Annotated in this window: 21 protein-coding genes; 5 read left to right on the forward strand and 16 right to left on the reverse strand. The window is 66.2% G+C overall.

The window, feature by feature from the left end; all coding sequences use genetic code 11:
- Positions 1–132 precede the first annotated feature (132 nt).
- On the forward strand, positions 133–2,253 hold the full coding sequence (locus tag K2Y42_RS14755) for an NYN domain-containing protein (RefSeq protein ID WP_291153918.1): 2,121 nt from the start codon (positions 133–135) through the stop codon (positions 2,251–2,253).
- Positions 2,254–2,444: 191 nt separating this feature from the next.
- Here K2Y42_RS14755 and phbB read toward each other — a convergent pair whose 3' ends face one another.
- Positions 2,445–3,173, reverse strand: a complete 729-nt coding sequence (gene phbB, locus K2Y42_RS14760) for an acetoacetyl-CoA reductase (RefSeq protein WP_291153919.1) — start codon at positions 3,171–3,173, stop codon at positions 2,445–2,447.
- Between the two features lie 171 nt (positions 3,174–3,344).
- Positions 3,345–4,535 carry an acetyl-CoA C-acetyltransferase gene (locus tag K2Y42_RS14765; RefSeq protein WP_291153921.1) on the reverse strand — a complete coding sequence of 397 codons (1,191 nt, stop codon included), beginning with the start codon at positions 4,533–4,535 and terminating at the stop codon, positions 3,345–3,347.
- A 226-nt stretch (positions 4,536–4,761) separates the two neighbouring features.
- Here K2Y42_RS14765 and phaR point away from each other — a divergent pair, with 226 nt between their 5' ends.
- Entirely contained in the window at positions 4,762–5,433 is a 672-nt protein-coding gene (gene phaR, locus K2Y42_RS14770) for a polyhydroxyalkanoate synthesis repressor PhaR (RefSeq protein ID WP_291153923.1), read from the forward strand.
- Positions 5,434–5,494: 61 nt separating this feature from the next.
- Here the strand turns inward: phaR and K2Y42_RS14775 are convergent, their stop codons facing one another.
- From K2Y42_RS14775 to mtgA, 4 genes are all read right to left on the reverse strand, one after another.
- Positions 5,495–6,286, reverse strand: coding sequence for an EAL domain-containing protein (locus K2Y42_RS14775; protein ID WP_291153925.1), 792 nt, complete (start codon positions 6,284–6,286; stop codon positions 5,495–5,497).
- Between the two features lie 28 nt (positions 6,287–6,314).
- Complete coding sequence (locus K2Y42_RS14780) at positions 6,315–6,761, reverse strand: hypothetical protein (RefSeq protein ID WP_291153927.1); 447 nt, start codon at positions 6,759–6,761, stop codon at positions 6,315–6,317.
- Positions 6,762–6,946: 185 nt separating this feature from the next.
- Positions 6,947–7,132, reverse strand: a complete 186-nt coding sequence (rpmF, locus tag K2Y42_RS14785; protein WP_291153928.1) for a 50S ribosomal protein L32 — start codon at positions 7,130–7,132, stop codon at positions 6,947–6,949.
- A 198-nt stretch (positions 7,133–7,330) separates the two neighbouring features.
- The gene (mtgA, locus tag K2Y42_RS14790; RefSeq protein ID WP_291153930.1) at positions 7,331–9,013 is read right to left on the reverse strand and encodes a monofunctional biosynthetic peptidoglycan transglycosylase; all 1,683 of its coding nucleotides are present in this window, start codon (positions 9,011–9,013) and stop codon (positions 7,331–7,333) included.
- Between the two features lie 36 nt (positions 9,014–9,049).
- Here mtgA and K2Y42_RS14795 point away from each other — a divergent pair, with 36 nt between their 5' ends.
- Complete coding sequence (locus tag K2Y42_RS14795; protein ID WP_291153931.1) at positions 9,050–9,967, forward strand: polyprenyl synthetase family protein; 918 nt, start codon at positions 9,050–9,052, stop codon at positions 9,965–9,967.
- Positions 9,968–10,086: 119 nt separating this feature from the next.
- Here the strand turns inward: K2Y42_RS14795 and K2Y42_RS14800 are convergent, their stop codons facing one another.
- From K2Y42_RS14800 to K2Y42_RS14835, 8 genes are all read right to left on the reverse strand, one after another.
- Complete coding sequence (locus K2Y42_RS14800) at positions 10,087–11,259, reverse strand: biotin/lipoyl-containing protein (RefSeq protein WP_291153932.1); 1,173 nt, start codon at positions 11,257–11,259, stop codon at positions 10,087–10,089.
- Complete coding sequence (locus tag K2Y42_RS14805; protein ID WP_291153933.1) at positions 11,260–12,288, reverse strand: transketolase C-terminal domain-containing protein; 1,029 nt, start codon at positions 12,286–12,288, stop codon at positions 11,260–11,262. It abuts the gene before it with no gap.
- Between the two features lie 49 nt (positions 12,289–12,337).
- Positions 12,338–13,225 (reverse strand): thiamine pyrophosphate-dependent dehydrogenase E1 component subunit alpha, encoded by an 888-nt coding sequence (locus K2Y42_RS14810; RefSeq protein ID WP_291153934.1) that lies wholly within the window; start codon positions 13,223–13,225, stop codon positions 12,338–12,340.
- A gap of 228 nt (positions 13,226–13,453) precedes the next feature.
- Positions 13,454–13,726, reverse strand: coding sequence for a hypothetical protein (locus K2Y42_RS14815; RefSeq protein WP_291153935.1), 273 nt, complete (start codon positions 13,724–13,726; stop codon positions 13,454–13,456).
- Between the two features lie 111 nt (positions 13,727–13,837).
- Complete coding sequence (ispG, locus tag K2Y42_RS14820; RefSeq protein ID WP_291153936.1) at positions 13,838–15,106, reverse strand: flavodoxin-dependent (E)-4-hydroxy-3-methylbut-2-enyl-diphosphate synthase; 1,269 nt, start codon at positions 15,104–15,106, stop codon at positions 13,838–13,840.
- A gap of 107 nt (positions 15,107–15,213) precedes the next feature.
- A complete protein-coding gene (locus tag K2Y42_RS14825; RefSeq protein ID WP_291153937.1) occupies positions 15,214–16,017 on the reverse strand; it encodes a metal ABC transporter permease in 804 nt (267 codons plus the stop codon).
- The gene (locus K2Y42_RS14830; protein WP_291153938.1) at positions 16,014–16,955 is read right to left on the reverse strand and encodes a metal ABC transporter ATP-binding protein; all 942 of its coding nucleotides are present in this window, start codon (positions 16,953–16,955) and stop codon (positions 16,014–16,016) included. Before K2Y42_RS14830 ends, K2Y42_RS14825 begins: the two co-directional genes overlap by 4 nt.
- A gap of 12 nt (positions 16,956–16,967) precedes the next feature.
- Positions 16,968–17,474, reverse strand: coding sequence for a transcriptional repressor (locus K2Y42_RS14835; protein ID WP_291153939.1), 507 nt, complete (start codon positions 17,472–17,474; stop codon positions 16,968–16,970).
- Positions 17,475–17,954: 480 nt separating this feature from the next.
- Here K2Y42_RS14835 and K2Y42_RS14840 point away from each other — a divergent pair, with 480 nt between their 5' ends.
- Together K2Y42_RS14840 and K2Y42_RS14845 are read left to right on the forward strand one after the other, a co-directional pair.
- Positions 17,955–21,269, forward strand: a complete 3,315-nt coding sequence (locus tag K2Y42_RS14840; RefSeq protein ID WP_291153940.1) for a hypothetical protein — start codon at positions 17,955–17,957, stop codon at positions 21,267–21,269.
- A 165-nt stretch (positions 21,270–21,434) separates the two neighbouring features.
- A complete protein-coding gene (locus K2Y42_RS14845) occupies positions 21,435–22,802 on the forward strand; it encodes a VWA domain-containing protein (protein ID WP_291153941.1) in 1,368 nt (455 codons plus the stop codon).
- Positions 22,803–22,882: 80 nt separating this feature from the next.
- Here K2Y42_RS14845 and infC read toward each other — a convergent pair whose 3' ends face one another.
- Together infC and K2Y42_RS14855 are read right to left on the reverse strand one after the other, a co-directional pair.
- Positions 22,883–23,410, reverse strand: a complete 528-nt coding sequence (gene infC, locus K2Y42_RS14850; protein WP_291153942.1) for a translation initiation factor IF-3 — start codon at positions 23,408–23,410, stop codon at positions 22,883–22,885.
- A 213-nt stretch (positions 23,411–23,623) separates the two neighbouring features.
- Positions 23,624–24,817, reverse strand: coding sequence for a glycosyltransferase family 4 protein (locus K2Y42_RS14855; protein ID WP_291153943.1), 1,194 nt, complete (start codon positions 24,815–24,817; stop codon positions 23,624–23,626).
- Positions 24,818–24,828 lie beyond the last annotated feature (11 nt).

Here is a 24,828-nt window from a genome sequence, read left to right on the forward strand (position 1 = left end):
CTAAGGCCCTGTTTTTCCTTCGTGACCTGTGATTCCCGGGGAGCGCGTCCGCGCTACGCTTGCCGCTGAAACCCGACTCGTAAACAGTAAATCTCAATCGGAAAAGTGTGCGCGCAGCGGGGGTTGCAGAATATGAGGGTGGAGTCCACCGGGGCTGTTCTCAGTACGGTATTTGTCGATTACGACAACATCTACCTGTCGCTGAAACGGAAGAACGAAGAGGCAGCCAAGCGGTTCGCCAAGGACGCGGCGCTGTGGCTGCGTGAAATCGAAAATGGCCGGCTGATCACGCCGACGCAGGGGACGAGCTTCTCCCAGCCACGCCGGATCGTCATGAGCCGGTGCTACGGAAATCCTGTTCCGCGCCGCAATGCGAGCGACAACTCGACCGACATGAACTCGTTTCCGTTCGTGCGGCATCACTTCCTGCGCGCCGGCTTCGAAGTCATCGACTGCCCGCCGCTGACGGCTCAGCTCAAGAACTCCGCAGACATCCGCATGGTGATGGATGTTCGCGACATGCTGACCCACGAAACGCGCTTCGAGGAGTTCATCCTGCTTTCGGGCGACGCGGACTTCACGCCCGTGCTGCATCGCCTGCGCGCGCATGCCCGCCGCACGGTGGTGTTTGCGAACGACCACACGGCGCAGCCCTACACCGCCATCAGCGATGGCGAGATCCGCGAAGCCGACCTCATCACGCTGCTGCTCGAAGGCCGTCTGGATGCCGAGCCGCGCGCGGGTGGCGAGCTGCGCGCGCCGACGTCGGCCGATCTCGAAGCGATGCGGAAATCCATCGTTGCCGAAGTGGTGGGGACCGTGCGCGCCGCACAGCAGCCGGTTCCGCTCGAGGCGCTGGCGGATCGCGCGGTGCGCGTGCTGGGTCACGACAAGACCGTGGGTTCCGGTTGGGGTGGAGCGGGAAGCTTCCGCGACCTGCTCACCAAGGGTCTGCCGCAGGACGTCAAGCTGTCGGCCGAGCCGCCGTACTTTGCTTACGAGCCGTCGCGCCAGATCGGGCGCGAGGTTGATGTGCGCACGCAGCCGCAGATCACGCGCGAGCCGCGTGCTGAGGCTCCGATTGCGGCGCCGCAGCCGCCCGTTCAGGAGGCGCGCTACAAGGAGCAGCCGCCGGTTCGCCAGCCGGATGCGCGTTCGGACTACGCGCGCGAGCCGCGGCTGGAACAGCCGAGCTACGCGCCGCAGCGCCCAGATCCTCGCGCGCCGGAGCGCGGCATGAACGAGCGCGCCGAGGCTCCGCGCTTCGACGAACCGCGTTATGCGCTGCCTCGCGAGACTCGCAGCGAGATCGGCGATCGCCGCCCGGTGGCTGAGCGCCGTCCGGATTTGCCGCCGGTCGATCGTTCGCTGCCGCCGCGCCTTGAGCCGCAGGCTTCGCGCCACGAGGCGCAGCCGCAGCGTCATGAGGCACAGGCTCCGCGGCATGAGCCGCTTGCTCCCTCCTACGGCCAGTCCGGCTACTTCACGCCGCCGCCGGAGCGGCCGCAGCTCGGTGCGCCGTCGCGCCCGCAGGCTCCCGAGCCCGCCGCGCCGCCGCTGGCTGCTTCGCAGCAGGGCGCCGGTTCGCAGCAGTTCGGCGCACAAGGGTACGCGCGTGCCGGTGCGCCGCAGCCTCCGCGCGGAGCGGATCAGGCGTCGCAGATCCAGCAGTCGATCGCGCGGATTCACGAGGCCTGCCAGGCGCCGCCGCTGTCGCCGCCGGAATATCGCGTGCTGTTCGAAGTGATGGCGGAGGAAATCTCCACCAACAACCTGTCTGGGCAGCAGACGCTGGTCAACATCGGCCAGCGCGCCCGCGAGATGGGCCTCGACGTGCGTCGCGACGACGTGCGCTTCGTGCTCGAAGTCGTGAGCGAGCCGGATCCGTGGTTCGAGCAGGGTGCGTCGGCGAACCTGTTCGCCAGCCGCTTCCGCAACTTCGTGGTCGCGCGCTGCAGGTCGCAGGGGCTCAACCTCTCGGCTGAAGAGATCGACCTGATCGATGCGTGGTTCGGCGGCGCGCCGCCGTCGCAGCGCACCGCGCAGGCGGCACCGCCTCAGTCGTCGCGGCCGCAGCAGCCGCAACCTCAGCAGCCGAGCTACGCTCCTCCTGCGCCGCCGCAGGGCGGAGACCGCTGGTCGGCTCCTGCTGGCGGTTCGCATGCGCCGGCTGCGCCGAACCTCGGCTCGTCGTTCGGGAACGAACCGGACGAGGAATTCCCGCGCATCGTGCGCTCGCGTCTGCGGGGCTAGGCGCAGCCATTGCTCAGGTGAAATTTCAGCCGGCAGCGACGCGTTCGCTGCCGGTTTTTCTTTGCTCGGTGGTGTTTGCGGGAACGCGCGCGACGCGGCGGGAGACGAGGCTCAGCCAATAAAAAAGCCGCGGAGGTTTCCCTCCGCGGCCTTTTCGATTTGAAGCGTCCGTCTTTAAACGTCCGTCGCAATCAGCTCGCGAGGTACTGGCCGCCGTTGGCAGTCAGCGTCGCGCCGGTGATGAAGCCGGCGTCGTCGGCGGCGAGGAAGGCCACGCAACGTGCGATCTCCTCCGGCTCGCCGAGGCGGCCGACGGGGATGGTCGGCAGGATGTTCTTTTCGAGGACTTCCTTCGGCACGGCCTTGACCATTTCGGTGGCGATGTATCCGGGGCAGATGACGTTGACGGTGATGCCTGCCTTGGCGCCTTCCTGGGCGAGTGCCTTGGTGAAGCCGATGTCGCCCGCCTTGGAGGCCGAGTAGTTCACCTGGCCCATCTGGCCCTTCTGGCCATTGATGGACGAGATGTTGATGACGCGGCCGAACTTGCGGGCGCGCATGCCTTCCCACACTTGGCGCGTGACGTTGAAGAGGCCGTTGAGGTTGGTGCCGATGACCTTGTCCCACTGCTCGCGGGTCATCTTGTGGAACATGCCGTCCCAGGTGATGCCGGCGTTGTTCACGAGCACGTCGACGGGGCCGACTTCCTTCTCCACGCGGGCGATGGCCGCGGCGCAGGCGTCGAAATCAGCGACGTCGAATTTGTAGACCGGAATGCCGGTCTCAACCTGAAACTGCTGGGCGGCGGCGTCATTGCCGGCATAGGTTGCCGCGACGCGGTAGCCTTTGTTCTTCAATGCGACGGAAATGGCGTGGCCAATGCCACGCGTGCCTCCGGTTACGAGCGCGACGCGGGTCATGAGTGCAAACTCCCTAGAGCAGGTTTCTGATTGATTTGTCGGTGAGGTCAGTAGGCTCCCGCATGGGGCGCGGGAAGCGAGCAAAGTGAAGCAGGGCAACAGGGCAGGGGTAACCTGGCCAAACGGGCTGGAAGAAAGCCCCTCCCTACGGGTAGGGAGGGGCTCCTAAACTCAGTCGCGTTCCAGGCACATGGCAACGCCCATGCCGCCGCCGATGCACAGCGTGGCGAGGCCCTTCTTGGCGTCGCGGCGCTGCATTTCGTACAGCAGCGTCGTCAGGATGCGCGCGCCCGATGCGCCGATCGGATGGCCGATGGCGATGGCGCCGCCGTTGACGTTCACCTTGTCGGCGTCGAGGCCGAGGCCCTTGTTGACGCTGAGCGCCTGGGCGGCGAAGGCTTCATTGGCTTCGATCAGATCGAGATCCTGCACCGTCCAGCCGGCCTTCTCGAGCGCCCTCTTCGACGCCGGGATGGGGCCCGTGCCCATGATCGACGGATCGACGCCGACAGTCGCCCACGACGCGATGCGTGCGAGCGGCTTGATGCCACGCTTCTTGGCTTCCGCTTCGGTCATGAGAACGACGACGGCGGCGCCATCGTTGATGCCCGAGGCGTTGGCCGCCGTGACGGTGCCTTCCTTCGGATCGAAGGCGGGGCGCAGCTTGGCGAGGCTATCCGCCGTCACGCCGTCCTTGATGTACTCGTCGGTGTCGACGATGACATCACCCTTCTTGCCCTTCACGGTGACGGGCGCGATCTCGTCCTTGAACTTGCCGGCCTTGCGAGCGGCTTCAGCCTTGTTCTGCGAGGCGGTCGCGAACGCGTCCTGCTCGGCGCGCGTGATCTGCCACTGCTTGGCGACGTTCTCGGCGGTCGTGCCCATGTGGTAGTTGTTGAAGGCGTCCCAGAGGCCGTCCTTGACCATGGTGTCGACGAACTTGACGTCGCCCATCTTGGTGCCGTCGCGCATGTGCGCGGCGTGCATCGAGCGGCTCATGCTCTCCTGGCCACCGGCAACGACAATGGCGGCATCGCCGTTCTTGATCTGCTGCATGCCGAGGGCGACGGCGCGAAGGCCGGAGCCGCAAATCTGGTTGAGGCTCCAGGCGGGCGCGTCGACCGGAATGCCGGCCGCGATCGATGCCTGGCGAGCGGGACCCTGACCCTGGCCGGCCGTCAGCACCTGACCGAGGATGACCTCGGACACTTCACCGGGCTGGACGCCCGCGCGCTGGAGCGCGGCGGTGATTGCGACTTTGCCGAGCTCGTGAGCCGGCAGGCTGCCGAGCGCGCCATTGAAAGACCCCACCGGCGTTCTGGCGGCGCTGGCGATGACGATGGTCGTGTTCTCCGCACTCATTGGTGCTCCTCCTGGGGGGATTCGGTCGTTTCTTGACTTGGATCAGCAGGCCGCGTTCGACATGCATCGAAGTTTGGGGCGGCCCTAATTTTGACGATAGCAGCAGCGTGTCGTGGCGTGCAATTAGGTCTTTCCGCCGGATGTTGCTGGGCTGATATGCAGTTAGGTCTGGTAGCGCCTCTCCCGGCTGTGCTACGATGACGCACTGCAAACAGGTGTGAGTTTGATGGCCCAGGCGATGCTCAACAAATCTGACGTAGGCTCCGAAAAGAAAGAAGCCGTCGTCATCAAGAAGTACGCGAACCGGCGTCTCTACAATACCGAGACCAGCACGTACGTGACCCTCGACGACCTCGCGCAGATGGTTCGCAAAGATAAGGACTTCGTGGTTTACGACGCGAAGTCCGGCGATGACCTCACCCATGCCGTGCTGACCCAGATCATCGTCGAGCAGGAAAGCCGCGAGGGCGGCCAGACGCTGCTGCCGATCCCGTTCCTGCGCCAGCTCATCCGCTTCTACGACGACAACATCGGCTCGATGGTGCCGAGCTATCTCCAGTTCAGCCTTGAGAATCTTGTCAAGGAGCAGGAGAAGTTCCGGACCATGTTCGCAAGTGCGTTCTCGAACCCGGCGGCGGCCTTCGAGGCGTACCAAGACCAGGCCCGCAAGAACATGGCGATGTTCGAGCAGGCCATGAGCATGTGGACCTCGTTCGGTGGGGCCGCCAAGTTCCAGGCTCAGGCCGATCGCGACGAGGCGACGGCTGCGCGCGAAGCTGCCGGGAATACCGGTGGGGTCGCAGAAACACCGAAGAGCGGTGCCGAGATCGACGAGCTCAAGGCGCAGCTCGACGCCATGCAGCAGCGCATCGAGCGGCTGGCGCGCAACCGCGACTAAGGCATTTCACCGGAGGCGCCGTTAAGGCTATTCGACGGCGGCGCCGTCAATGGGCGGGCGCTCAAAGCGGCGCTTTGCCGGGCGCGAGCGCCTGGATCTCGCCGAGCTTCTCGGCGTCCATCGGCGGTCCGTAGAAAAATCCCTGCAGGTAGGTCACGCCCGCGTCGCGCAGGAATTCTGCAGCGGCGGCATTGCCAACCCACTCAGCTACCGTCTTCAGCCCCATGTTGTGGGCCATTTCGATCATCGATTTGGTGATGATCTGGCTCTGCGGGTCATTCGGCAGATCGGAGATGAACGCGCCATCGATTTTGAGAACGTCGATGTGCAGCGCCTTCAAGTGGCGGAACGACGTGTAGCCCGCGCCGAAATCGTCGATGGCGACGCGGCAGCCGAGCGCGCGTACGTCGTCGACGAAGGCGGCGACCTGCGCAATGTCCCGGATCATCGCGGTTTCGGTGATTTCGATCGTGAGGCGCGGCGTGAGGTCAGGAGTGGCGGCCGCCAGCGTTCGTAGAAGGGCGAGCCAATCTCTATCGCCGGCCGTCAGGCTCGAGACGTTGAGCGACAGGACAAGGCCCGGATAGCGGCGCAGGAGCGCCAGACCCATCTCAAGCACACGGCAATCGATGTGCTGGATGAGGTTCTCGCGCTCGGCGCTTTCGATCAGGTCTGTCGCCGACTGCAACGTGCCGTCGCCGGCGCGCAGGCGGAGCAGCCCCTCGTAAGAGGCAATCGCTCCGGTCTGCGCGTCGAGGATCGGTTGGAAAACGAGGGCCAGCAGGCCGTTGTCGAGCGCGTTCCGCACTGCGGCCGCGCTCGTTTCGTTTGTATTGGGCCGCTGTAGCGTCATTCAGCAGCGCCTTATCGTGCGGTTGATTTCAGTTGTCGCTCGAGCCGAAGCCGATGTCGCGCTTGGCAACGCGAATGCCGATCGTGAAGCCTGCGATGACGTCCACCAGCAGTGCGACCAGCACGAGGAAGAACACCGACGTGGCCGCCTGCGGCACGACGATGAACTCGATCAGGGCTGCAATGAAGACCAGCATCGAGAGGCCGTGATCGACCAGCGAGGAGGTCGACGTGTAGGTGGCTTTCAGGATTTCGGCGAACAGCACGAACAGCGTGATGGTGAGGATCAGGTCGCCCCAGGTGAAGGACCAGGTGGCGCCGCTGATCATGGGGATGCCGAAGATCTCAGTTGCCAGGAGCGCGCGTGCCGCTGCTGCGCCGTCGCCACCTTCGGTGCCGGCCGATCCGGAGAACAGTACAAGGACGTTGTAGAGAATGAAGACAAAGAAGGTAAGCGGAATGGCTCTCAGCGACATGGCTCTCTCCTGGTGGGCCCACGGCAGCCTTGTACCCTATCCGTGGAAAGAATGCGACGGACCACGAGGGGTTCGCTACTGCGTTTGCTGGGGAGGCATCGAGCGATGCGCCGAATACGCAACCGCGATGCAAGCGGGTGCCTGCATCGCGGTTTTGGATCGTTCGTCGCTGACGAAGGAGGCGCTTACGCCTCGGCCTTCGGCGCGAGAATTTGGCGGCCGTTGTACTTGCCGGTCTTGAGGTCGATGTGGTGGGGACGACGACGCTCGCCGCTGTCCTTGTCCTCGACATAAGCCGGGCGGCTGAGCGCGTCGTGCGACTGGCGCTGGCCCTTCTTCATGCGAGAGGTCTTTTTCCTAGGAACTGCCATTGGTTAACTCCAATAAATGGGCGCCGCGCAGGGGTGCCTATGTCGTCGAATGGGCGTTTCGGGCGATGCCAACAGCAAAATGCGACGCCAACCGGTCGATCGGGCGCCGCAGGCTCCAAACCCAAAGTTGGCGGCCTTATAGCGGCAATCCCGCATTGGCGCTAGAGGGCAAATCCCGGTGACCGCGTTGGCGGCCCCTTACTGCGGGCCCATTCGAACGGAGGCGCCCCAGTCTTCGATGGTCTCGCGGCGGGGGGCCTTGCGCTGCGGGGTGGCCTTGCGGGCGGGCTGCTGGTTGCGCGGCGTCGCGGTGGTGTTGCCCTGTGCCGCGGCGGGCTCGGGCGAGGCTGCGGCACGCGGCTGGTTGCCGACAACGCAGGCGGCAATGGCGCCGTAGGCCTTCACGCGAGACTGGACGACGCGGGCCTTGCTGGAGGTCACCGTGTTAGGAGATCCCGCGTCGCGGCGCACGGGGTTGGGCAGTACCGCCGCCAGCAGGGCCGCCTCACGCTCGTTGAGGCGGTAGGCGGGCTTGTTGAAATGGTGCCGGGCTGCGGCCTCGGCGCCGAATACGCCCGGACCCCATTCAGCGATGTTGAGATACATCTCGAGGATGCGCCGCTTCGGCCAGACGATTTCCATCACCAGGGTCAACGGAATCTCGATGACCTTGCGGATGTAGCTCTTGGCGTTCCAGAGGAAGAGGTTCTTGGTGACCTGCATCGAGATGGTGCTGGCGCCGCGCGGGATGCCGCCCGACGCCTTCTCGATGGCGTCCTTGATCGCGACCGTGTCGATGCCGCTGTGCTCGCAGAAGCGGCCGTCTTCCGAGACGATGACCGCGCGCACAAGATTGGGGGAGATCTGGTCGAGCGGCACCCACGTCCGGTCGACGGAATTGCCGGTCAGCAGCTTCGTCAGCATCAGCATCGAGCCGGGCGGATTCACGAAGCGGAACAGCACGATGAGCACAAGCACGAGCGCGAGGTAGCCGCCGGCCGCATACGCCGCGTAGCGGCCCGCGATCCAGAGACGGTCGCGCCAGGTGCCCGTTTTCCACGTCGGGCGAACGTCCGTCTCGGGATCGGGCTCGTAGCGCGTTTCAACGCCCGGGCGCGGCGCGATGACCGGCGCCACGGGGCGCGGAATGCGCAACGACGGATCGAGGCGCCGACCGAGGGTGATCAGGTGCGGGTCGCGGTCGATTTCGGGCGGGCGAAAGAGATCCTGGGCGGCGGCCGTGAAGTTGGCGTCGCTCTGCTCGGCAGGCTGTTCGCGGGCGGGCTCCGTGGCCTGCGGCGGGTGTTCGGGCTGGATTGCGGGCGCTGGGCGCTCGGGCAGGAGCTCGATCGAGGCGCGCGCGTGGAGCGGCAGGCTTCCGGGGCGTGCTTCGTCCGAAGGCTGGGTCTCCGGTTCCGGGGGCGGCGCCGGTTCGAAAAGGGCATCGGCAATTGCCGTGCGCCAGGCCCCGTTGGTGTCGCCGTGGTCGTCGGCGGCCGGCGCCGGGAGCGGGTCTGTCGCCGCTTCCGGCATTGCTGCCGGGACTGCCTCGAGCACCGGGCTCGGCTCGAATGCTTGCTCGGTGGGCTCGGGCAGGTCCGGAGCGTCCTGGGGCTCGGGGCTCGCGGCGGCGAAAGTTTCGGTAGGAGTGAGCGCGTCGGCCCGGAGCGTCAGGCTATGCGGGGCGGGCGGCGCTTCGGATGTCTTGGGTATGCTGGATTCGGCCGTGCTGGCTTCGGGCGTCCGGGATGCGGGCGCAGGATCGCGGGTCACAGGTCCGCCCTCGGAGGGGGGAACATCCGCTACCGGGATCGGGTCGCCGTATGCGCCCAGGTCGTCACGGGTGTCCTTGTCGGCCACGAATGCTATATCCCGCGCCACTCGCCGGTTTCCTCGGACAGTCTAGGTACTTCGTCTATGACCTTCGCGCAAAGACTCGATCAGATCGCAGGGCTAACGGCCGGCCGCATCGGCACGCTTGCTGGTGCATCTCCTCAACACTCCGGTGGGGACGGCGCAGTCCCCGGACGCCTTCTTGACGCCGTTCATCACGCGACGCTCGGCGGAGGAAAAAGGTTCCGGCCATTTCTTGTTCTTGAAAGTGCGGCACTTTTCGGGCTCTCCGACGCCCAGGCTTTGGATACCGCGGTCGCGCTCGAATGCGTCCACTGTTACTCGCTCGTCCATGACGATCTGCCGGCCATGGATAACGACCGGGTGCGGCGCGGACAACCGTCCGTCTGGGCCGCCTTCGACGAGTGGACCGCCATTCTGGCCGGCGACGCGCTTCTGACGCTCGCTTTCGAAATCTTGGCGGCTCCCGAGACGCATTCAGACCCGGCCATCCGGCTGGGTCTGATCACGGGTCTCGCGAAAGCGGCGGGTGCGGCCGGCATGGTGGGCGGGCAGGCGCTCGACCTCGAGGCGGAGCGGCTCCCCGCTGGCATCCCGCAGACCGTGGATGCGATCCTGCACATGCAGAGCCTCAAGACGGGGGCGCTGATCCGTTTCGCGGCCGAAGCCGGCGGCATGCTGGGCGGCGCGAGCCCCGAGCAGCGCGCCGCGCTCAGCGCCTATGGGCATCACATCGGCGTTGCATTCCAGATCGCCGACGACCTGCTCGATGCGGAAGGGGATGCAGCAACCGTCGGCAAGGCCGTGAGCAAGGACGCGGATGCGGGCAAGGCCACGCTTGTGTCGTTGCTCGGGATCGAGAAGGCTCGCGCCGAGCTTGCCCGCACCGAGCAGGCGGCGGTCGATGCGCTGGCGCCGTTCGGCGCGCGCGCGGCGACGCTTATCGAGGCGGCGCGCTTCGTGGCCCGGCGCGACCGGTAGCCCGGCCCTCTTCTCGCAAGAACTGCTGCGGAATCACCCCCTCCTACCCTCCCCCACAAAGGGGGGAGGAATACCGTCGCGCACTTCGCGACGGTCTCTTTGAGGACCGGAGGATGGCGTCAGCGTTGGCGGAATTCGTTGGTCGAGCGCGCCTTGACGATGGTGTTCGCCGGGACGGAGCTCGTCAGCGTTGTGCCCGAGGCGATGATGCAGCGGTCGCCGATCGAGAGATACGGCTCGATGCCGACGTGCATGCCGAAGCGGATGAAGCTGCCGATGGTGACGCGGCCGCAGGCGGTGCAGCGCGGTCCGAAGGCGTTGTGGTCGCCGACCGTGCTGTGATGCTCGATCACGTTGTGGCTGGCGAAGAAGTTGTTGTTGCCGATCTCGGCTCCGGCGGCGATGAAGCCGTTCGACATGATGGTGTTGCCGACACCCATCTTGACGTCTGAGCGGATGGAGACCGACGGGTCGATCACGTTCGTCATGCGCACGCCTTCGGCGATAAGCGCGTTGAACAGCTCGGCGCGGTCGTCGATGTCGTCGGTGAACAGGATGATGGCGCCGTCGAAGCGGCCTTCGTTCCAGAGCGCAGGAATGGACGTGCGGTCGCCAAGAACCGGGACGCCGTGCACGATTTGGCCGTGCGTCTTTGGGTTGGTGTCGATGATGCCCGCCGGGCGCTGATGGGATGTGCGCAGGATCGCCTCGACGGCGATGGCACCTGCGCCGCTCGCGCCGCCGATCAGGAGTACGCGCTCGAAATGCTGGCCGATGCCGAGATAGGCCCGTGGGGCGACCGGCGCGGCTGGGGCTGAAACGGACGGTGCGGTCTGGGCCGAGGATGCGGCAGGCGGGGCTTCGCCCGGTGCGCCGGATTGGGCGGCGAGCACGTCCGCTTCCGTGAGCGTCGTGCCGGGCTTCTGCTTGGCCAGCGCGTCGATATCGATGCCGAGACGGCGGGCGACGATGGCGGCTTTCTTGGTCCAGCGCTTGTCGGCTTCGCCTTTGGCCGGTGAGCCGTCGGCGGCAAGCAGAGCGGAGTGGTCGGCGGCGAGATCGGCCTTGATGACTGCGATGGGCGCGCCGACCTGCTGGCTCACTCCCGGGGGCGCGATGGGCACGAGGTAGCCGTCCGCCTCGGCCTCGACCTCGACCGTGCTCTTGGTGGTCTCGACCTCGCAGACGAACTGGCCTTTTTTGACCGCGGCGCCTTCGTCCACCATCCAGCGCACGAGAATGGCGCTGTCTTCGTTGGCATTGATGCCGGGCATACGCATCACGTGGATCATTTATTCGAGTTCCTCGTAGACGGCGGCCTCGATGTCGTCGGTGCCGATCAGGGCTGCGGTTTCGCCGTCCTTGGACGTCGGGATGATCGCGGGCTGCGAGGTCAGGCGGCGCACGGGACGGTCGAGCTTGCCGAACAGCGTCTCATGCAGGCGCGCCGCGACCTCGGCGCCCCAATCGAAGCCTGCCGTGCCTTCCTCGACGACAATCGCGCGCCGGGCGCGGGCGACCTCGCGGGCGATGGGCGCGATATCGAGCGGCGAGATGACGGCGGGCAGCACGACGGAGATGTTGATCTCCTCGTCCGCAAGCCTCTCGGCCACTTCGAGCATCAGGGGCGCGACACCGCCATAACCGATCAGCACGACATCCGGTTCGCCGCTTTCGAAATTGCGTACGATGCGCGTCGCGTAGGGCTCGGCGCTGGGCTCGACGGTCAGCCTGTCGCTGCCCGTGAACAGCGGCAGCGGGTAGAGCGCCTTGTACTCGATGAAGAGTACGGGCTGGGTTTCGCTCGCAATGGCGTGGCCGAGCAGATCGCCGGGCCCGTGCACGTGCGACGGGGAGATGATCTTGAGACCCGCGATGCCGCAGAAGTGCTTCTCGATGCTCTGGCTGTGCGTCGGGCCATAGCCGCGCCGGCCGCCCATGGGCGTGCGGATCACCATCGGCACGGGCACGTCCTGGCCGTACATGGCGCCGAACTTCACGGCGTGATTGAGGATCTGGTCGAACGTCAGCGTCAGGAAGTCGCCGAACATGATCTCGACGACGGGCTTCAAGCCGCGCAATGCCATGCCGCTGGCGAGGCCGGTGATCGCGCCTTCGGAGATCGGCGTCGTGTGGACGCGCTCGGGGAAGCGTGTCGAGAGACCCGCCGAGACCTTGAACGCGCCGCCGTAGGGATCGAGGATGTCCTCGCCCGCGAAATGAACGCGCGTATCCGCTTCCATCGCCGCGTGCAGGCCGCGGTTGAGGCTCTGCAGATAGGTTGCGGACGGGGCGGCTTGGGCTGGCGTGTGGGCTGTCATGCTGATGTCTCGATCTCGGAGTTCGCCTGAGCCTCTAGCGTCTCGAACCTCACGCGAGGGCTTCGATGATATCGCGGACGTGGGCTGCGACCGACTGGTCGACGGCGTCACAGAACTCGGATGGAAGCTTGTTGCGGGCGCGGACCATCGGCTCGTGCGTCCAGGCGTCGGCGATTTCCTGCTTGTCGCGGATGTCGTCGCCCTTCGAGTGGGGCGCGAGGCGATACGTGGTGCAGTAAAGCGCGCCGGGACCTTCGCCCGAGCGGATGCGTTCGATAAGGGCTTCGGCGGCCTCGTACACGGCTTCGGCGTCGTTGCCGTCGGCTTCGGTCACCGGAATGCCGAACGGCTTCGGGCGGTCCGCTAAGCGGCCGGCCTGCTCGAGGGCTTTCGGCGTGCTCTGGGCGTAGCCGTTGTCTTCGACGACCAGCAGGTAGGGCAGCTTCCAAAGGGCGGCGATGTTGAAGCTCTCGTAGAACGCGCCTTCGGCGAGCGCGCCGTCACCGGCGAACTGGACGACGATGGCGCCGGATTTGGCGGTCTTCTCGGCCATGGCCATGCCGACAGAAACGGGCGCCATGCCGCCGAGGATGCCGTTCGAATAGAAGTTGCGGTTGTGCAGGTGCTGGCTGCCGCCAACGCCGCGGCAGACGCCCTGGGGCAGCCCCATGATTTCCGCGATCAGGCCTTTGGCGTCGCCGCAGTAGGCGAGGTAGTGGCCGTGGCCGCGATGGTTGGAGCAGATCACGTCGCGATCGAGATCGAGGGCGGCGATGACGCCGGCGGCGATGGCCTCTTGGCCAATGCCGGTGTGCACGGTGCCGCGCAGCTTGCCCTTGCCGAACAGGTCCAGGAGACTGGTCTCGACCGCACGGATCAGCGCCATCGTCTCGTACATGGCTCTCAGCGAGCCGCGATTTTCGAGGGTTTTGAGCATGCGCGCGCTTTGTTTGAGCGTGCTTCGGACCGGACGGCCGGGACCGCATGGCGTCGCCATGGCGCTCCACACGTTTCCGGAAGCACTGTGGGTCGATGCAACTCAGACGCAAACGGGCGTTCGTGCTCCGGGAGCACGCGACGCTGCACGGATCTAGCGGTAAGCGGCCAAGCTTTCGGGGAGCTTACGGCGCTCGCTTCGCGTGCGATGGGGGCGCGACGCGCCGGATCAGGCGAGGCGGGCTTCGCCGGTTTTGAGGCCGACGTGGGCGACCTCCGACGGCGACAGACGACGAACCGCCGTCATCGGCGCATCTTCGGCGGCGCCGGCCTTCTTGCGAGCCGCCTCGATCGCCATGTCGCTGGCAGCGACGGCGACGTTGTAGAACTGGAAGGTGGGGGCGTCCGTCAGGGCGGGGCCGCGCCATTGATCGCCTTGGACGGCTTTTCCCGGGATCGAAAGTTGGACGACCCATCCGGCAGCTGAATATTTTTCTGTCATGGGCGGACTATGGGCCCAGCGGGGGGTGGGCGCAACGACGATCGGCGTGAGAGCATGCGACATCCTGTGGTGCGCTGCCTCAAGTGCACCGATCGGGGCGGTGGGCGTGCGTTAGACCGCGGTCTCGGTCGTCTCGCGCTTCGCGCCGACGCCGAAGCGGCGCTCGATGTAGTCTTCCACCAGGGTCTTGAAGTCGGCGGCGATGTTGGGCCCGCGCAGGGTCATGGCCTTCTTGCCGTCGATGAAGACGGGCGCGGCGGGGCTTTCTCCGGTGCCGGGCAGCGAGATGCCGATGTCGGCGTGCTTCGATTCCCCCGGGCCGTTCACGATGCAGCCCATGACGGCGAAGGTCAGCGTCTCGACGCCGGGGTAGCGGACTTTCCAGTCCGGCATGCGGTCGCGGATCATGTCCTCGACGTCGCGGGCGAGCTCCTGGAATACGGTGGACGTGGTGCGGCCGCAGCCCGGGCAGGCGGCGACGACGGGCACGAATGTCCGCAGCCCCATGGTCTGGAGGATTTCCTGGCCGACCTTCACTTCGAGCGTGCGGTCGCCGCCGGGCTCCGGCGTCAGCGAAATGCGGATGGTGTCGCCGATGCCGTCCTGCAGCACGACGCCGAGCGCGGCCGTGGAGGCGACGATGCCCTTCGAGCCCATGCCGGCTTCCGTCAGGCCCAGGTGCAGCGCGTAGCGGCAGCGCGCCGCCAGCATGCGATAGACTGCGATCAGGTCCTGCACCGCCGAGACCTTGGCGGAGAGGATGATCTTGTCGGCGCCCATGCCGAGCTTTTCAGCCAGCTCCGCCGAGAGCAGCGCTGACTGCACGATGGCTTCGTGCATGACCTGGCGCGCATCCTTGGGCGCGGCCGAGTTTGCGTTCTCGTCCATCAGGCGGGTGAGCAGCTCCTGGTCGAGCGAGCCCCAGTTGACGCCGATGCGCACCGGCTTGTCGTGCTTCAGCGCGATGTCGATGATGTCGGCGAACTGGCGGTCCTTCTTGTCCTTGAAGCCGACGTTGCCGGGATTGATGCGGTATTTGTCGAGCGCTTCGGCGCAGGCCGGGTTTTCGGCGAGAAGCTTGTGGCCGATGTAGTGGAAGTCGCCGACGAGCGGCACGCGCACGCCGCGCTTCAGAAGGCCGTCGCGGATGTGGGGCACGGCCTTGGCGGCCTCGTCGCGGTCGACGGTGATGCGGACGAGCTCGCTGCCGGTGCGGGCCAATGCGGCGACCTGGGCGATCGTGCCCTGGATGTCGGCCGTGTCCGTGTTGGTCATCGACTGGACGACGACCGGGCTCGCGCCGCCCACCACGACGCCCGCCACGTCGACCGGTACGGACCAGCGGCGCGGGGCGATTTGGGTGTTCGGCGTGTCGGTCATCGGTTCACGATCCAGGGGCGGGGATAGTCCAGCGTCAGGGATAGGCTGCGGGCAACCGCCAGGCTCTCATTTAATCGAGGATTGTGACCTCTGCCAGCGGCCGGACGTCACGTTCGCCTGCCGAGGGCCGCGGAGGCGACGGAAAGGCCCGCAATCAGGGCCATCACGAGCACGATCGCGGGCCCGCCGGGGACGTCGAAATTGACCGACAGGCCAAGGCCGAGCAGCACGCTGGCGACGGCGACCAGCGCGGCGAGGATGGCCATGCGTTCGGGCGTGGACGACAGCGGGCGGGCGGCCACGGCCGGGACGATCAGGAACGCGATCACGAGCAGTGCGCCGACGATCTTGATGGCGATGGCGATGGTCAGCGACAGCAGCACGATGAAGACCGCCTTGATGACGTTGCGGTTGACGCCTTCGGCGGAGGCCAGTTCCTCGTGCACGGCGAGGCGCAGCATGGGCTGCCAGAGCCGCGACAGCACGGCCAGCACCAGGGCGCCGCCGCCGAACACCCAGTAGAGATCGGATGTCGTGACGGCGAACACGTCGCCGAACAGATAGCCCATGAGATCGACGCCGGGGCCGCTCAGCCGCATGGTGGCGATGACGCCGAGCGCGAGCGCACCGTGGTGCATCAGGCCGAGGATGGCATCGAGCGGCACGACCTTCTGGCGCGACAACAGGATGAGCAGTCCCGCCATCGCGAGCGTGACGGCGATGACGGGGGCGGTGATGTCGATGCCGAGGAACAGGCCGAGGGCGATGCCGATCAGGCTCGCCTGCGAGATCGTCTCGCCGAAATAGGCCATCCGGTTCCAGATGACGAGGGAGCCCAAGGGGGCGGCGACGACGGCGAGCGCCAGCGACGCGGCGAGGGCGCGGAGCAGAAACGGCTCGAGTTCGATCACGTCTTGCCTCCGGCAGGGGGGCTGCCTCCGGCGGGAGTGTTCCGGCCGACAGGCGCGGTGTGTCCTGCAGAGGCAGGCGCCGGGTCGCCGGCCAGATCGTGGCGATGATCGTGGTGGTGCTGGTAGACGGCGAAGTTGCGCGCCTGATCGGGGCCGAAGAGGCGCATGTATTCCGGATGCTGCGCGACCGTCTCGGGCACGCCCGAGCAACACACATGGCGGTTGAGGCAGATGACGCGGTCGCTCTGCGCCATGACGACGTGCAGGTCGTGCGAGATCAGGATGACGCCGAGGCCGCGCGCGTCGCGCAGGCGGCCGATCAGCCCGTACAGCTCCGCTTCGCCCACGTAGTCGACGCCGCGCACGGGCTCGTCGAGCACCAGAAGGTCCGGGTCGTTCAACAGCGCGCGGGCGAGCACGACGCGCTGCAGCTCGCCGCCCGAAAGCTCGGCCAACTGCTGGCCCGCGACGCGCTCGGCGCCCACTTCGGCGAGCACGCCGTCGACGCGCGATTTCCGCGACGTGTCGCCCAGGGTCAGGAAGCGCGCGACCGTCATGGGCAGGGTCTTGTCGACATCGAAGCGCTGGGGAACGTAACCGACACGGAGGTTCTTCCGCCGCAGCAGCGTGCCGCCGTCGGGTGGTTCGAGGCCGAGCAGGGTGCGAACGAGCGTGGTCTTGCCGGCGCCGTTGGGGCCGATCAGGGTCAGGATCTCGCGCGAGTGAATGTCGAGGTCGATGTCGGTCAGGATGGTGCGCCCGCCGCGCACGACCTTGAGGCCGCGGGCGCTGATCAGGGCGTTGGGATCGGGCGGCAGGTTCGCGGCCGGGCCGTGGCCGCCGCAGCAGGCGCCCGTGTGTACATGGGAGTGGGCATGGCTCTGCGATGCGGACGCGCCGCCAGCCCTCGCGGTGTCTCCGAGGCGCTGATCAGTCATACTGGATTTAGCCTATTCCTTTCCGCCCCCCGCTGCGCAGCGGGGACAGAGGCCCTGGACCTCCACGAACTTTACACGGGCCTGGAACTTGGCGCCAACGGCTGCTTCGCCGATCAGGTCGAAGATGTGCTGGCCGTCCACCTCGCCGACGGCGCCGCATTTCTCGCACGAGAGAAACAGCGGACGGCGCCCGGTGCGATGATCCATCCGGCGGCAGGCAAAGAACGCGTTCTTGCTTTCGAGGCGGTGGATGACGCCCGCTTCGAGCAGGGCGTCGATGGCGCGGTAGATCGAGATGGGCGCGACGCGCGTGCCCTTGTCGGCCAGCCGCGCGAGAATTTCGTAGGCGCCGATCGAGGCGTAGGTGGCCGCGATTTCCTCGTAGACCATCTGGCGCAACTTGGTGAAGCGCAGGTTCTTGGCGGCGAATTCCTCACCCGCACGCTCGACCGCCTTTGCCAGGCGTTTGCCGTTCGTCTTGTCCGGTGGAGGAAATGCGATGCGTGCGACGTCAGACATCGGGGCCCGTGACGTTTCTGATGACCTTCCGTTACACGATATCATGACGGTCCCGGCTGCCCAGGAAAATCGCACGGGATGTGCTCGCGGGCAGTGACTACCTCGTGAAGAGCCGTGTATCGCGTGGGCGGCGCGCGGATCACGCCTGTATTGCGGCGGTAGAACGTGGCAGCGGGCAAGTCTACGGCGTCGTTTTATTGCAGTCCGCCCGATGTTTGGCGGCGCGTGTGAATGAGCGTTGCCCGCGTGGGAGCCAATACCGGCGGGGCTTCGCGACGGATTCCCGCGCCCGGGCTCGTCTTCCATTAACGACATTAAATCGCCGTCATGTGCTTCAAACGCCGCAATGCCGCCGCGATGAAGCTGGGGAATAGCTGGAACTGTACATAAGTCGATTGCCGTCGCGGCGAACCGGTCGCCCGCGGCAAGAAAATGCGCGGAGGCTGTCGACGGCCCGCGCGCGAGCGAGGATTTCGACACATGGGCTGGGACGTCAAGGCCACTGCCGACGGGGTTGTTCAGTCGCTGCCCTCACTTCCAAGCCTGCCGCAGGACGTCTCGCTGCCGCAGGCCGCCAACTGGATCATGATGGGCCTCGTGGTGCTCGGGGTGGCGAGCGTTCTCGTCAGGCTCATTCCCAAGGTGTGGGCGGCGATCGAGCACGCCCTGTTCACCAACTGGCGCCTCGCCCTGATCGGCAGCTCCGCGCTCATCCTGTCGCTGGCGGGTGCCTGGACGACGTGGGACGGCATGCGGAACTTCACGGGTGAATCCGTGCTGTCGGCGATGTTCACGTTCGGCATTCATGGCGTGATGCTGATCGTGGCCTGGCTGATCGGCGAAAGCTTCGCCACCGGCATGAACCAGGTGCAGGGCCGGCACGGCCGCAGCGTCAGCCCGCCAATGGTGGCGCTGACGGTGCTCGGCGGGGCGCTGCTGGTGATCGCGGCGGCGGTCGCCATCCTGCACGCAGGCTTCTCGAGCGACCAGTTGCTCTACGGATCGGCGGGCGCGGGCGCGCTGCTGCTGGTCACCGCGGGCGTCATGATGTTCTCCAAGAGCGACGTCATCCAGCCCTACGCGCAGGGTTTGCGCATCGTCGCCAAGAATTCGATGCTGTGGGTGATGTTCCTCGCCTGCATGGCGACGAGCGTGTTCTTCTCGTTCGACAGCCGCTTCAACGTCATCTTCCCGAAGGATCAGCGCGAGCGCGCGGCGGAGATCCGCACCAAGAACCAGGTGGCGGGCGTCGTTGCCGATATCGGCGAGACCATTTCCACGCGGCGGATCACGGAAGCCGAAAAGCTGTTCCAGAGCGAAGGCTGGGCGGCCTACGAAGGCCAGCTCGCCAATCTCTCGCGTGCCTCCGAAGGCGCCGAACAGGAGATCGAGGCGCATTTCACGCGCCAGATGGAATCGCACCGCTCGGCTATCGCCGAGCAGCAGGAGCGCGTGGCCACGGCCACCAGCGGCCAGGCAGGGCTTGCGAACAAGAAGACGGTGCTGACGGATGAGCTGTCGCGGCTCAAAGCCGAGCGGCCGGGGCTCGCCGCCGACTATTCGGGCAAGAAGAGCGAACTCGATGGGCGCGCCAAGGAGATCGACGCCAAGCGTGTCGAGGCGATGGCCGAGGACAAGGGCGTCGAAGGATCCCTGAAGGCCGGCAAGGGGCCGATCTACCGCGAGCGCGTCGCCGAGATGAGCCGGCTGCGCGAGTACTACAAAATCGGCGAGGAGCGCGTGCGCGACGCGCAGAAGCGCCTGGAGACCGTCGATACGCGCGTGACGCAGATCGAGCGCGAGCTGGCGGGTGTCGATGGCGAGCTTGCCAAGCTCAAGGGCGAGGCCGTGACGGCCGAGCAGCGGATCGCGGCTGCGGAATCGTCCCAGCTCGGCCAGGAAGGCCAGAAGGTCGATCCGGCCCGTGTGCGGGCCGCCTTCGAGCAGGCGCGCGCCGGGTTCCGCCAGCAGCCGGACGCCGAGCATCTCAGCACGCTGCATCAGTACTGCACGCAACTCTACGACGCGATGATCTCGACCGCGGCGACCAAGGACCGCGTGCGCAACGTCGATTGCGATCCCAAGCGGGCCGTGGAAGCGGCCGCGGCGATCTTCACGCTCAATGCCGGCCTGCAGGCCTTTGCGGCCAACTGCGCGGGCGGCGACAAGGTACCGACGACGGGCGGCGTCGATCCGCTGCTGTCGTTTGGCCGCAAGTGCCTGCGCGATTCCGGCCTGCCGAGCAGTGACGCCAACGTGATGGGTGAGCGGCTGTCGTTCATCGATCTCAATCGCGACGACAAGGCGCACAACTTCGTCGTGTCGCTCAACGCGTTCCAGGACGGCAACCGGCTCGCCTATCTGGCGCTTGCGATTGCAATCGGCATCGACAGCCTGATCTTCATGACCGGCCTGTTCGGCGCCAACGCCGTGCGCTCGCCGCTGTCGGACGTGCCGAGCCGCAAGGCGCGCAATTCGCAAGAGCTGAACGCGATGATCGAGACGGCGCTGCTGCCGGATACGTTCCGCAAGGCGCGTCTCGTCGGGCAGTCCATGCACCCGATCGAAAACGTGGACGGCTATTCAAACGAGGTGCGGCTGCACGAACTCGATCCGGAGACCGCGGTTCAGGTGCGCGATGTGCTCAACGCGGGCGCGATCATCGGCGCCGTGCGGCGCGGCGAATACCCTGGGCACTTCCTCGTGCGCTCGGAGCTGTTGGAGTTCCTCAACAGCGTCATCAAGCGGGAGCTGGAATCCAACCCCGAGAAGGCCGCGCGCGGCATGACGATGGATCAGCTCGAAGACCAGATCGTCGTCGCGCTGTTGCCGAATGTCGGGGAAACCTGCGCAGCGGTGATGAGCGAGCTGGTGCCGATCGATGACATCAAGGCGACGGGGTTCACGTCGGTGCTGTCGCTCGACGACGTTTTGGACGAGTCGCGCCCCGCGATCCTGAACGTGTTGAACACCGGTGCGACGTTCTCGGTGGTGCAGCGCGACACCAAGAGCGACGACACCTACTTCGTGCACAAGGATCTCTATAAGACGCTGGCCCGCATCCGTGCGCGCGAAGTGGGACGGGGGCAGGCCGTGTCGCTCGATCGGCGCCCCGCGATCGCCGCGCGCCAGGGTGCGCGCGCGGGCGGGTCCATCACGCCGGAGAAAGCACCGCGGCCCGCCATCGTCGACCAGACGCAGCGGCGGCCGGAGGCGAATGAGGCCGTCAATCCGGACGACGAGCGGGCGGCGGCGATTGCGGCGCTGCTGACGCCGCTCGGCATCCGGTCGGAAGACGTCCTCGACATCGGCGAGGATGGCTACATGGCGGCGCTGGCCGCCGCGAAGGTGTTCCAGTCGCTGCGCGGCAACCATCGTGCGCTCGACCGCGCTTTGGCGGAGAAGGAAGAGCATGCGCGCGGCGTCTTCGAGCATGCCCTTGCCAAGGAAGAGGATGCCTTGCAGGGGAACGCGGGATGGAAGCTGCAGACGCTACGCGCCGCTATCGATGAAATCGACCAGTGCTGGCCGGTGGTGATGCTGCTGCCGCACGGGCCTTACGAGGACGCGATCCAATCCGTCGTCGATACGCTCGAGCCGGATGCCGCGTCGGGTACGCTGCGCCGAGAGGATCAGGTGCTGTTCGCGATGGCGCAGGCGCTGGCCAACGATCTCGCGATCAATCCGCGCCGCAGCGCAAACGACTGGATGCTGCTCGAAGTGCTCTTTCACAAGCTGCCGCGCGCGCCCGCCCAGCAGGTCGCAGGCGGCGATGCCAAGCGCACGCTGAACTGAGCCGCAGACGGCACTCTAGGTAAAAGCCCGCGTGGCGCGTTTGCCTCACGCGGGCTTTTCTTATTTTTGCCATCGGCGCTGCGCCGTTCCGACACAGCAACCGCACCATTCCGCCGGTCCCATCAAATATTCTGAGTACTCATTTATTTGATGAGGAGATTTCCAATGTCACCTGTGCGGACGCTTTCTTCTCTCTTTGCCCTGGCCGCCCTCTTTGGCGGCGCATCCTCCGACAACGCGCATGCCGCCGATATCCAGGTCGGCGCAGAACTCAGCCGGTCCACCATCGAGCGCAAGAGCCGTGACCGCGTCTACTTGCGCCTGTCGCTCAAATCTCTTGCGGCAGCGGAGAAGCGGAAACGTCCGCCGATCAACGTCGCGCTCGTGATCGACCGGTCCGGCTCCATGAGCGGCGACCGCCTGGCGGCTGCGAAGAAGGGCGCGCATGTCGCGCTCGAACGACTCGCCAGCGACGATATCGCCGCGCTCGTGTCCTACAATCACGAGGTGTCCGTTGACCGAAAGGCCGACAAGATCGGCTCCAAGCGCGACGCGATCGAGCGGGCCATCGACGAACTCAGTGCCAGCGGAACGACCGCGCTCTATGCCGGCGTCAAGGAGGGCGGCGAGCAGGTGAAGGCTTACCGCTCCGATATGCAGGTCAACCGCGTCGTGCTGCTGTCGGACGGACTGGCTAACGTGGGTCCGAGCACGCCTGGGGATCTGGCTGAACTCGGGCGCGCGCTTGCCGGAAAGGGCATCAGCGTTTCGACCATCGGCCTCGGGCTTGAGTACAACGAAGACCTGATGCAGCGCCTCGCGGCGGCCAGCGACGGCAACCATGTGTTCGTCGAGCGCCCGAGCGATCTTGCCGAGGTGTTCGACCGCGAGTTCGGCGATGCGCTTTCGATTGCGGCGCGCGATATCGTCATCACCATCGAGTGCAAGGCCGGGTTCACGCCGAAGCGCGTGCTGGGCCGGGACGGCGAGATCTCGGGCAACCGCATCACGCTCAAGCTCAACCAGCTTCAGGCCGACAACGAGCGCTACGTCGTAGTCGAACTCGATCCGCCGTCGCGCGGGGTTGACGGCTCGGAAGCGGATATCGCGAGCGTCGAACTCGACTACATGAACATGGACAGCGGTTCGCGCGGCTCGAAGCAGGCCAGCGTCAAGGCGCGCTTCACCGATGACGCGAAGGACGCGGACGGAAGCGTCAACAAGAGCGTCATGAGCCAGGTGACGGAGCAGGTGGCGACGGAGAACACGGAACGAGCCGTGGAGCTGCGGGACCAGGGCGATGTGGCGGGCGCGCGCAAGCTGCTTGAGGAAAACGCGAGCTACCTCTCGACGCAGAAGGGCTCGCTCGGGATGGGTAGCGCGGCCGCGCCTAAGGCTTCGATCTCCAAGCTCGATGCGCTGGAAGCCAAGAGCCGGGAGGCCGCGGAAAACCTCGATGGCGAAAAATGGGACCGGACGCGCAAGGTGATGCGCCAGGACCAGCACAAGTCGAAGGTGCAGCAGGCTTACTGATCGGCCCCCACGAAAAAGGAAAAGGGCGGTCCGCGTGTGCGGCCGCCCTTTTTTCAAATCCGGCGTGCCGGAAATGCCTGCTACTTCGGAGCCAGCACCATCACCATCTGGCGGCCCTCGAAGCGCGGCTCGGACTCGACCTTGGCGATTGGTTCGGTGTCGGTCTTGACGCGGACGAGCACGGCCATGCCGAGCTGCTGATGCGCCATCTCACGGCCGCGGAACCGCAGCGTGACCTTGACCTTGTCGCCTTCCTCGAAGAACCGTTTGATCGCGCGCATCTTCACGTCGTAGTCGTGATCATCGATGCCGGGTCGCATCTTGATCTCTTTGATCTCGACGATCTTCTGATGCTTGCGTGCTTCGGCAGCTTTTTTCTGTTCTTGATATTTGTACTTGCCGAAGTCGAGAATTTTACAAACTGGCGGTTCGGCGTCAGGTGACACCTCGACCAGATCGAGCCCAGCAGCTTCCGCGCGGGCCATCGCATCAACCTTGGATACAACACCGACATTCTGGCCGGTTTCATCAATGAGCCGCACTTCGCGTGCCCGGATCGCATCGTTGATCTTCGGGCCGGTCGGCTCGCGCTCGACGGCGCCTCGCATAGGTTTGCGGATGATCAGTCTCCTTAAATCGTTTCGTCAGTCGGGCCATAGCTAAGTCAGCTTCCGTCGGAATACAACGGATTCATGGCACGGAGGGCCTAGATTGCTGGGAATTCCGGCAGCGGACGGGTGTCTGAAAGTCGGAAAGATGCGGCTGCAAGTCAAGGCGGAGCCGCCTCTTGGATCGCAGAGGCAACAAATCGGCCAAGCAAATCAGCGGTAGCCGGCTTTGAGATTTGTTCCGAGGAGGCGGTCATACACGTCGAGCGTTTCGAGGCGCATGTTGTCCAGGCCGAAGTGGCCGAGGGCGCGAGCGCGGGACCGGCCGCGCAGGGCGGCGCGGGCTTCGGTGCTCATGCCGAGGGCTTGCGACATCGCATCGGCAAGCGCGCGGGCGTCGCCCGGCGGCACCAGCCAGCCGGTGGCCTCGGCGGGGCCGAACCGCGGCGGGGCGGCGACCGTTTCGGGGGGCGCGCCGATGTCTGTCGCAATCACCGGGCAGCCCATGGCCTGGGCCTCGGTCGCGACCCGGCCAAAGGCTTCCGGCTCGATGGAGGCGACGACGGCTAGGTCGGAGAGGGCGAGGGCCGCGGGCACGTCATCGACATGGCCGGGAAGGATGATGTGGTTGTCGAGGCCGGCGGCGCGGATTTCGTCCGCCAGCCGCTGGCGATAGCTGTCGCGACCCTGCGCGTCGCCCGCGAGCACGATCAGCACGTTGCCGAGGCGGCCGTCCGCCTTGAGCAGGCGCGCGGCCTCGATGACGGTGCTCTGCCCCTTCCACGACGTGAGACGCGCCGGCTGCAGCACGATCGATGCGCCCGGGGCTGCGCGCCATTGGGCCAGCAGCGCCGCCTTGCGCTTGTCGGACACGGCGGCGGGGTCGAATTTTTCGCCATCGACGCCGCGGTAGATCACGCGAATGCGCTCGGATGGCGTGCCGTAGCGGTCTTCGATCAGGCGTTTGGTGTACTGCGAGTTGGCGATGACGACGTCGCCCTTGGCCATGATGGCGTTGTAAGCGCGCTTGAGGCGCGTGCGCTCATTGTAGGCGCCGTGATAGGTGGTGACGAAGGGCACGTTGGCGCGTCGGGCGCCCAGCATGGCGCTCCAGGCGGGCGCGCGGCTGCGGGCGTGCACGAGGTCCACGCCCTCTTCGGCGATCATGCGGCGGATCAGGCGCGCGTTCCACAGCAGGCGAGCCGGGTTCTTGGTCGCCGCGGCGAACGGGATGAATTCTCCGCCGGCGGCCGAAATGCGCGGAGCCAGGCGTCCGCCTTCGGACAATACCAGTGCGCGGCCCCCGGCGCGGACGATGGCGCCGGCGATTTCGACGGCCGAAAGCTCGGCGCCGCCCGTGTCGAGCTCGGGAATGATCTGAAGTATGGTGGGGCGCTTATCGGCCAAATCCGGGCTCC

This window comes from Hyphomicrobium sp., from assembly GCF_019744875.1.
Classification (GTDB): domain Bacteria; phylum Pseudomonadota; class Alphaproteobacteria; order Rhizobiales; family Hyphomicrobiaceae; genus Hyphomicrobium_C.

Bases quoted from the DNA above. Each gene is read 5' to 3' on its own strand.
- K2Y42_RS14775 (WP_291153925.1), bottom strand. From the start codon at position 6,286: ATGACGCTACAGCGGCCCAATACAAACGAAACGAGCGCGGCCGCAGTG.
- K2Y42_RS14805 (WP_291153933.1), bottom strand. From the start codon at position 12,288: ATGACAGCCCACACGCCAGCCCAAGCCGCCCCGTCCGCAACCTATCTG.
- K2Y42_RS14815 (WP_291153935.1), bottom strand. From the start codon at position 13,726: ATGACAGAAAAATATTCAGCTGCCGGATGGGTCGTCCAACTTTCGATC.
- K2Y42_RS14810 (WP_291153934.1), bottom strand. From the start codon at position 13,225: ATGCTCAAAACCCTCGAAAATCGCGGCTCGCTGAGAGCCATGTACGAG.
- infC (WP_291153942.1), bottom strand. From the start codon at position 23,410: ATGCGAGGCGCCGTCGAGCGCGAGCCGACCGGCCCGAAGATCAACGAT.
- K2Y42_RS14845 (WP_291153941.1), top strand. From the start codon at position 21,435: ATGTCACCTGTGCGGACGCTTTCTTCTCTCTTTGCCCTGGCCGCCCTC.
- K2Y42_RS14840 (WP_291153940.1), top strand. From the start codon at position 17,955: ATGGGCTGGGACGTCAAGGCCACTGCCGACGGGGTTGTTCAGTCGCTG.
- rpmF (WP_291153928.1), bottom strand. From the start codon at position 7,132: ATGGCAGTTCCTAGGAAAAAGACCTCTCGCATGAAGAAGGGCCAGCGC.
- K2Y42_RS14795 (WP_291153931.1), top strand. From the start codon at position 9,050: ATGACCTTCGCGCAAAGACTCGATCAGATCGCAGGGCTAACGGCCGGC.
- K2Y42_RS14755 (WP_291153918.1), top strand. From the start codon at position 133: ATGAGGGTGGAGTCCACCGGGGCTGTTCTCAGTACGGTATTTGTCGAT.
- K2Y42_RS14765 (WP_291153921.1), bottom strand. From the start codon at position 4,535: ATGAGTGCGGAGAACACGACCATCGTCATCGCCAGCGCCGCCAGAACG.
- K2Y42_RS14800 (WP_291153932.1), bottom strand. From the start codon at position 11,259: ATGATCCACGTGATGCGTATGCCCGGCATCAATGCCAACGAAGACAGC.
- K2Y42_RS14780 (WP_291153927.1), bottom strand. From the start codon at position 6,761: ATGTCGCTGAGAGCCATTCCGCTTACCTTCTTTGTCTTCATTCTCTAC.
- ispG (WP_291153936.1), bottom strand. From the start codon at position 15,106: ATGACCGACACGCCGAACACCCAAATCGCCCCGCGCCGCTGGTCCGTA.
- K2Y42_RS14835 (WP_291153939.1), bottom strand. From the start codon at position 17,474: ATGTCTGACGTCGCACGCATCGCATTTCCTCCACCGGACAAGACGAAC.
- K2Y42_RS14830 (WP_291153938.1), bottom strand. From the start codon at position 16,955: ATGACTGATCAGCGCCTCGGAGACACCGCGAGGGCTGGCGGCGCGTCC.
- phaR (WP_291153923.1), top strand. From the start codon at position 4,762: ATGGCCCAGGCGATGCTCAACAAATCTGACGTAGGCTCCGAAAAGAAA.
- phbB (WP_291153919.1), bottom strand. From the start codon at position 3,173: ATGACCCGCGTCGCGCTCGTAACCGGAGGCACGCGTGGCATTGGCCAC.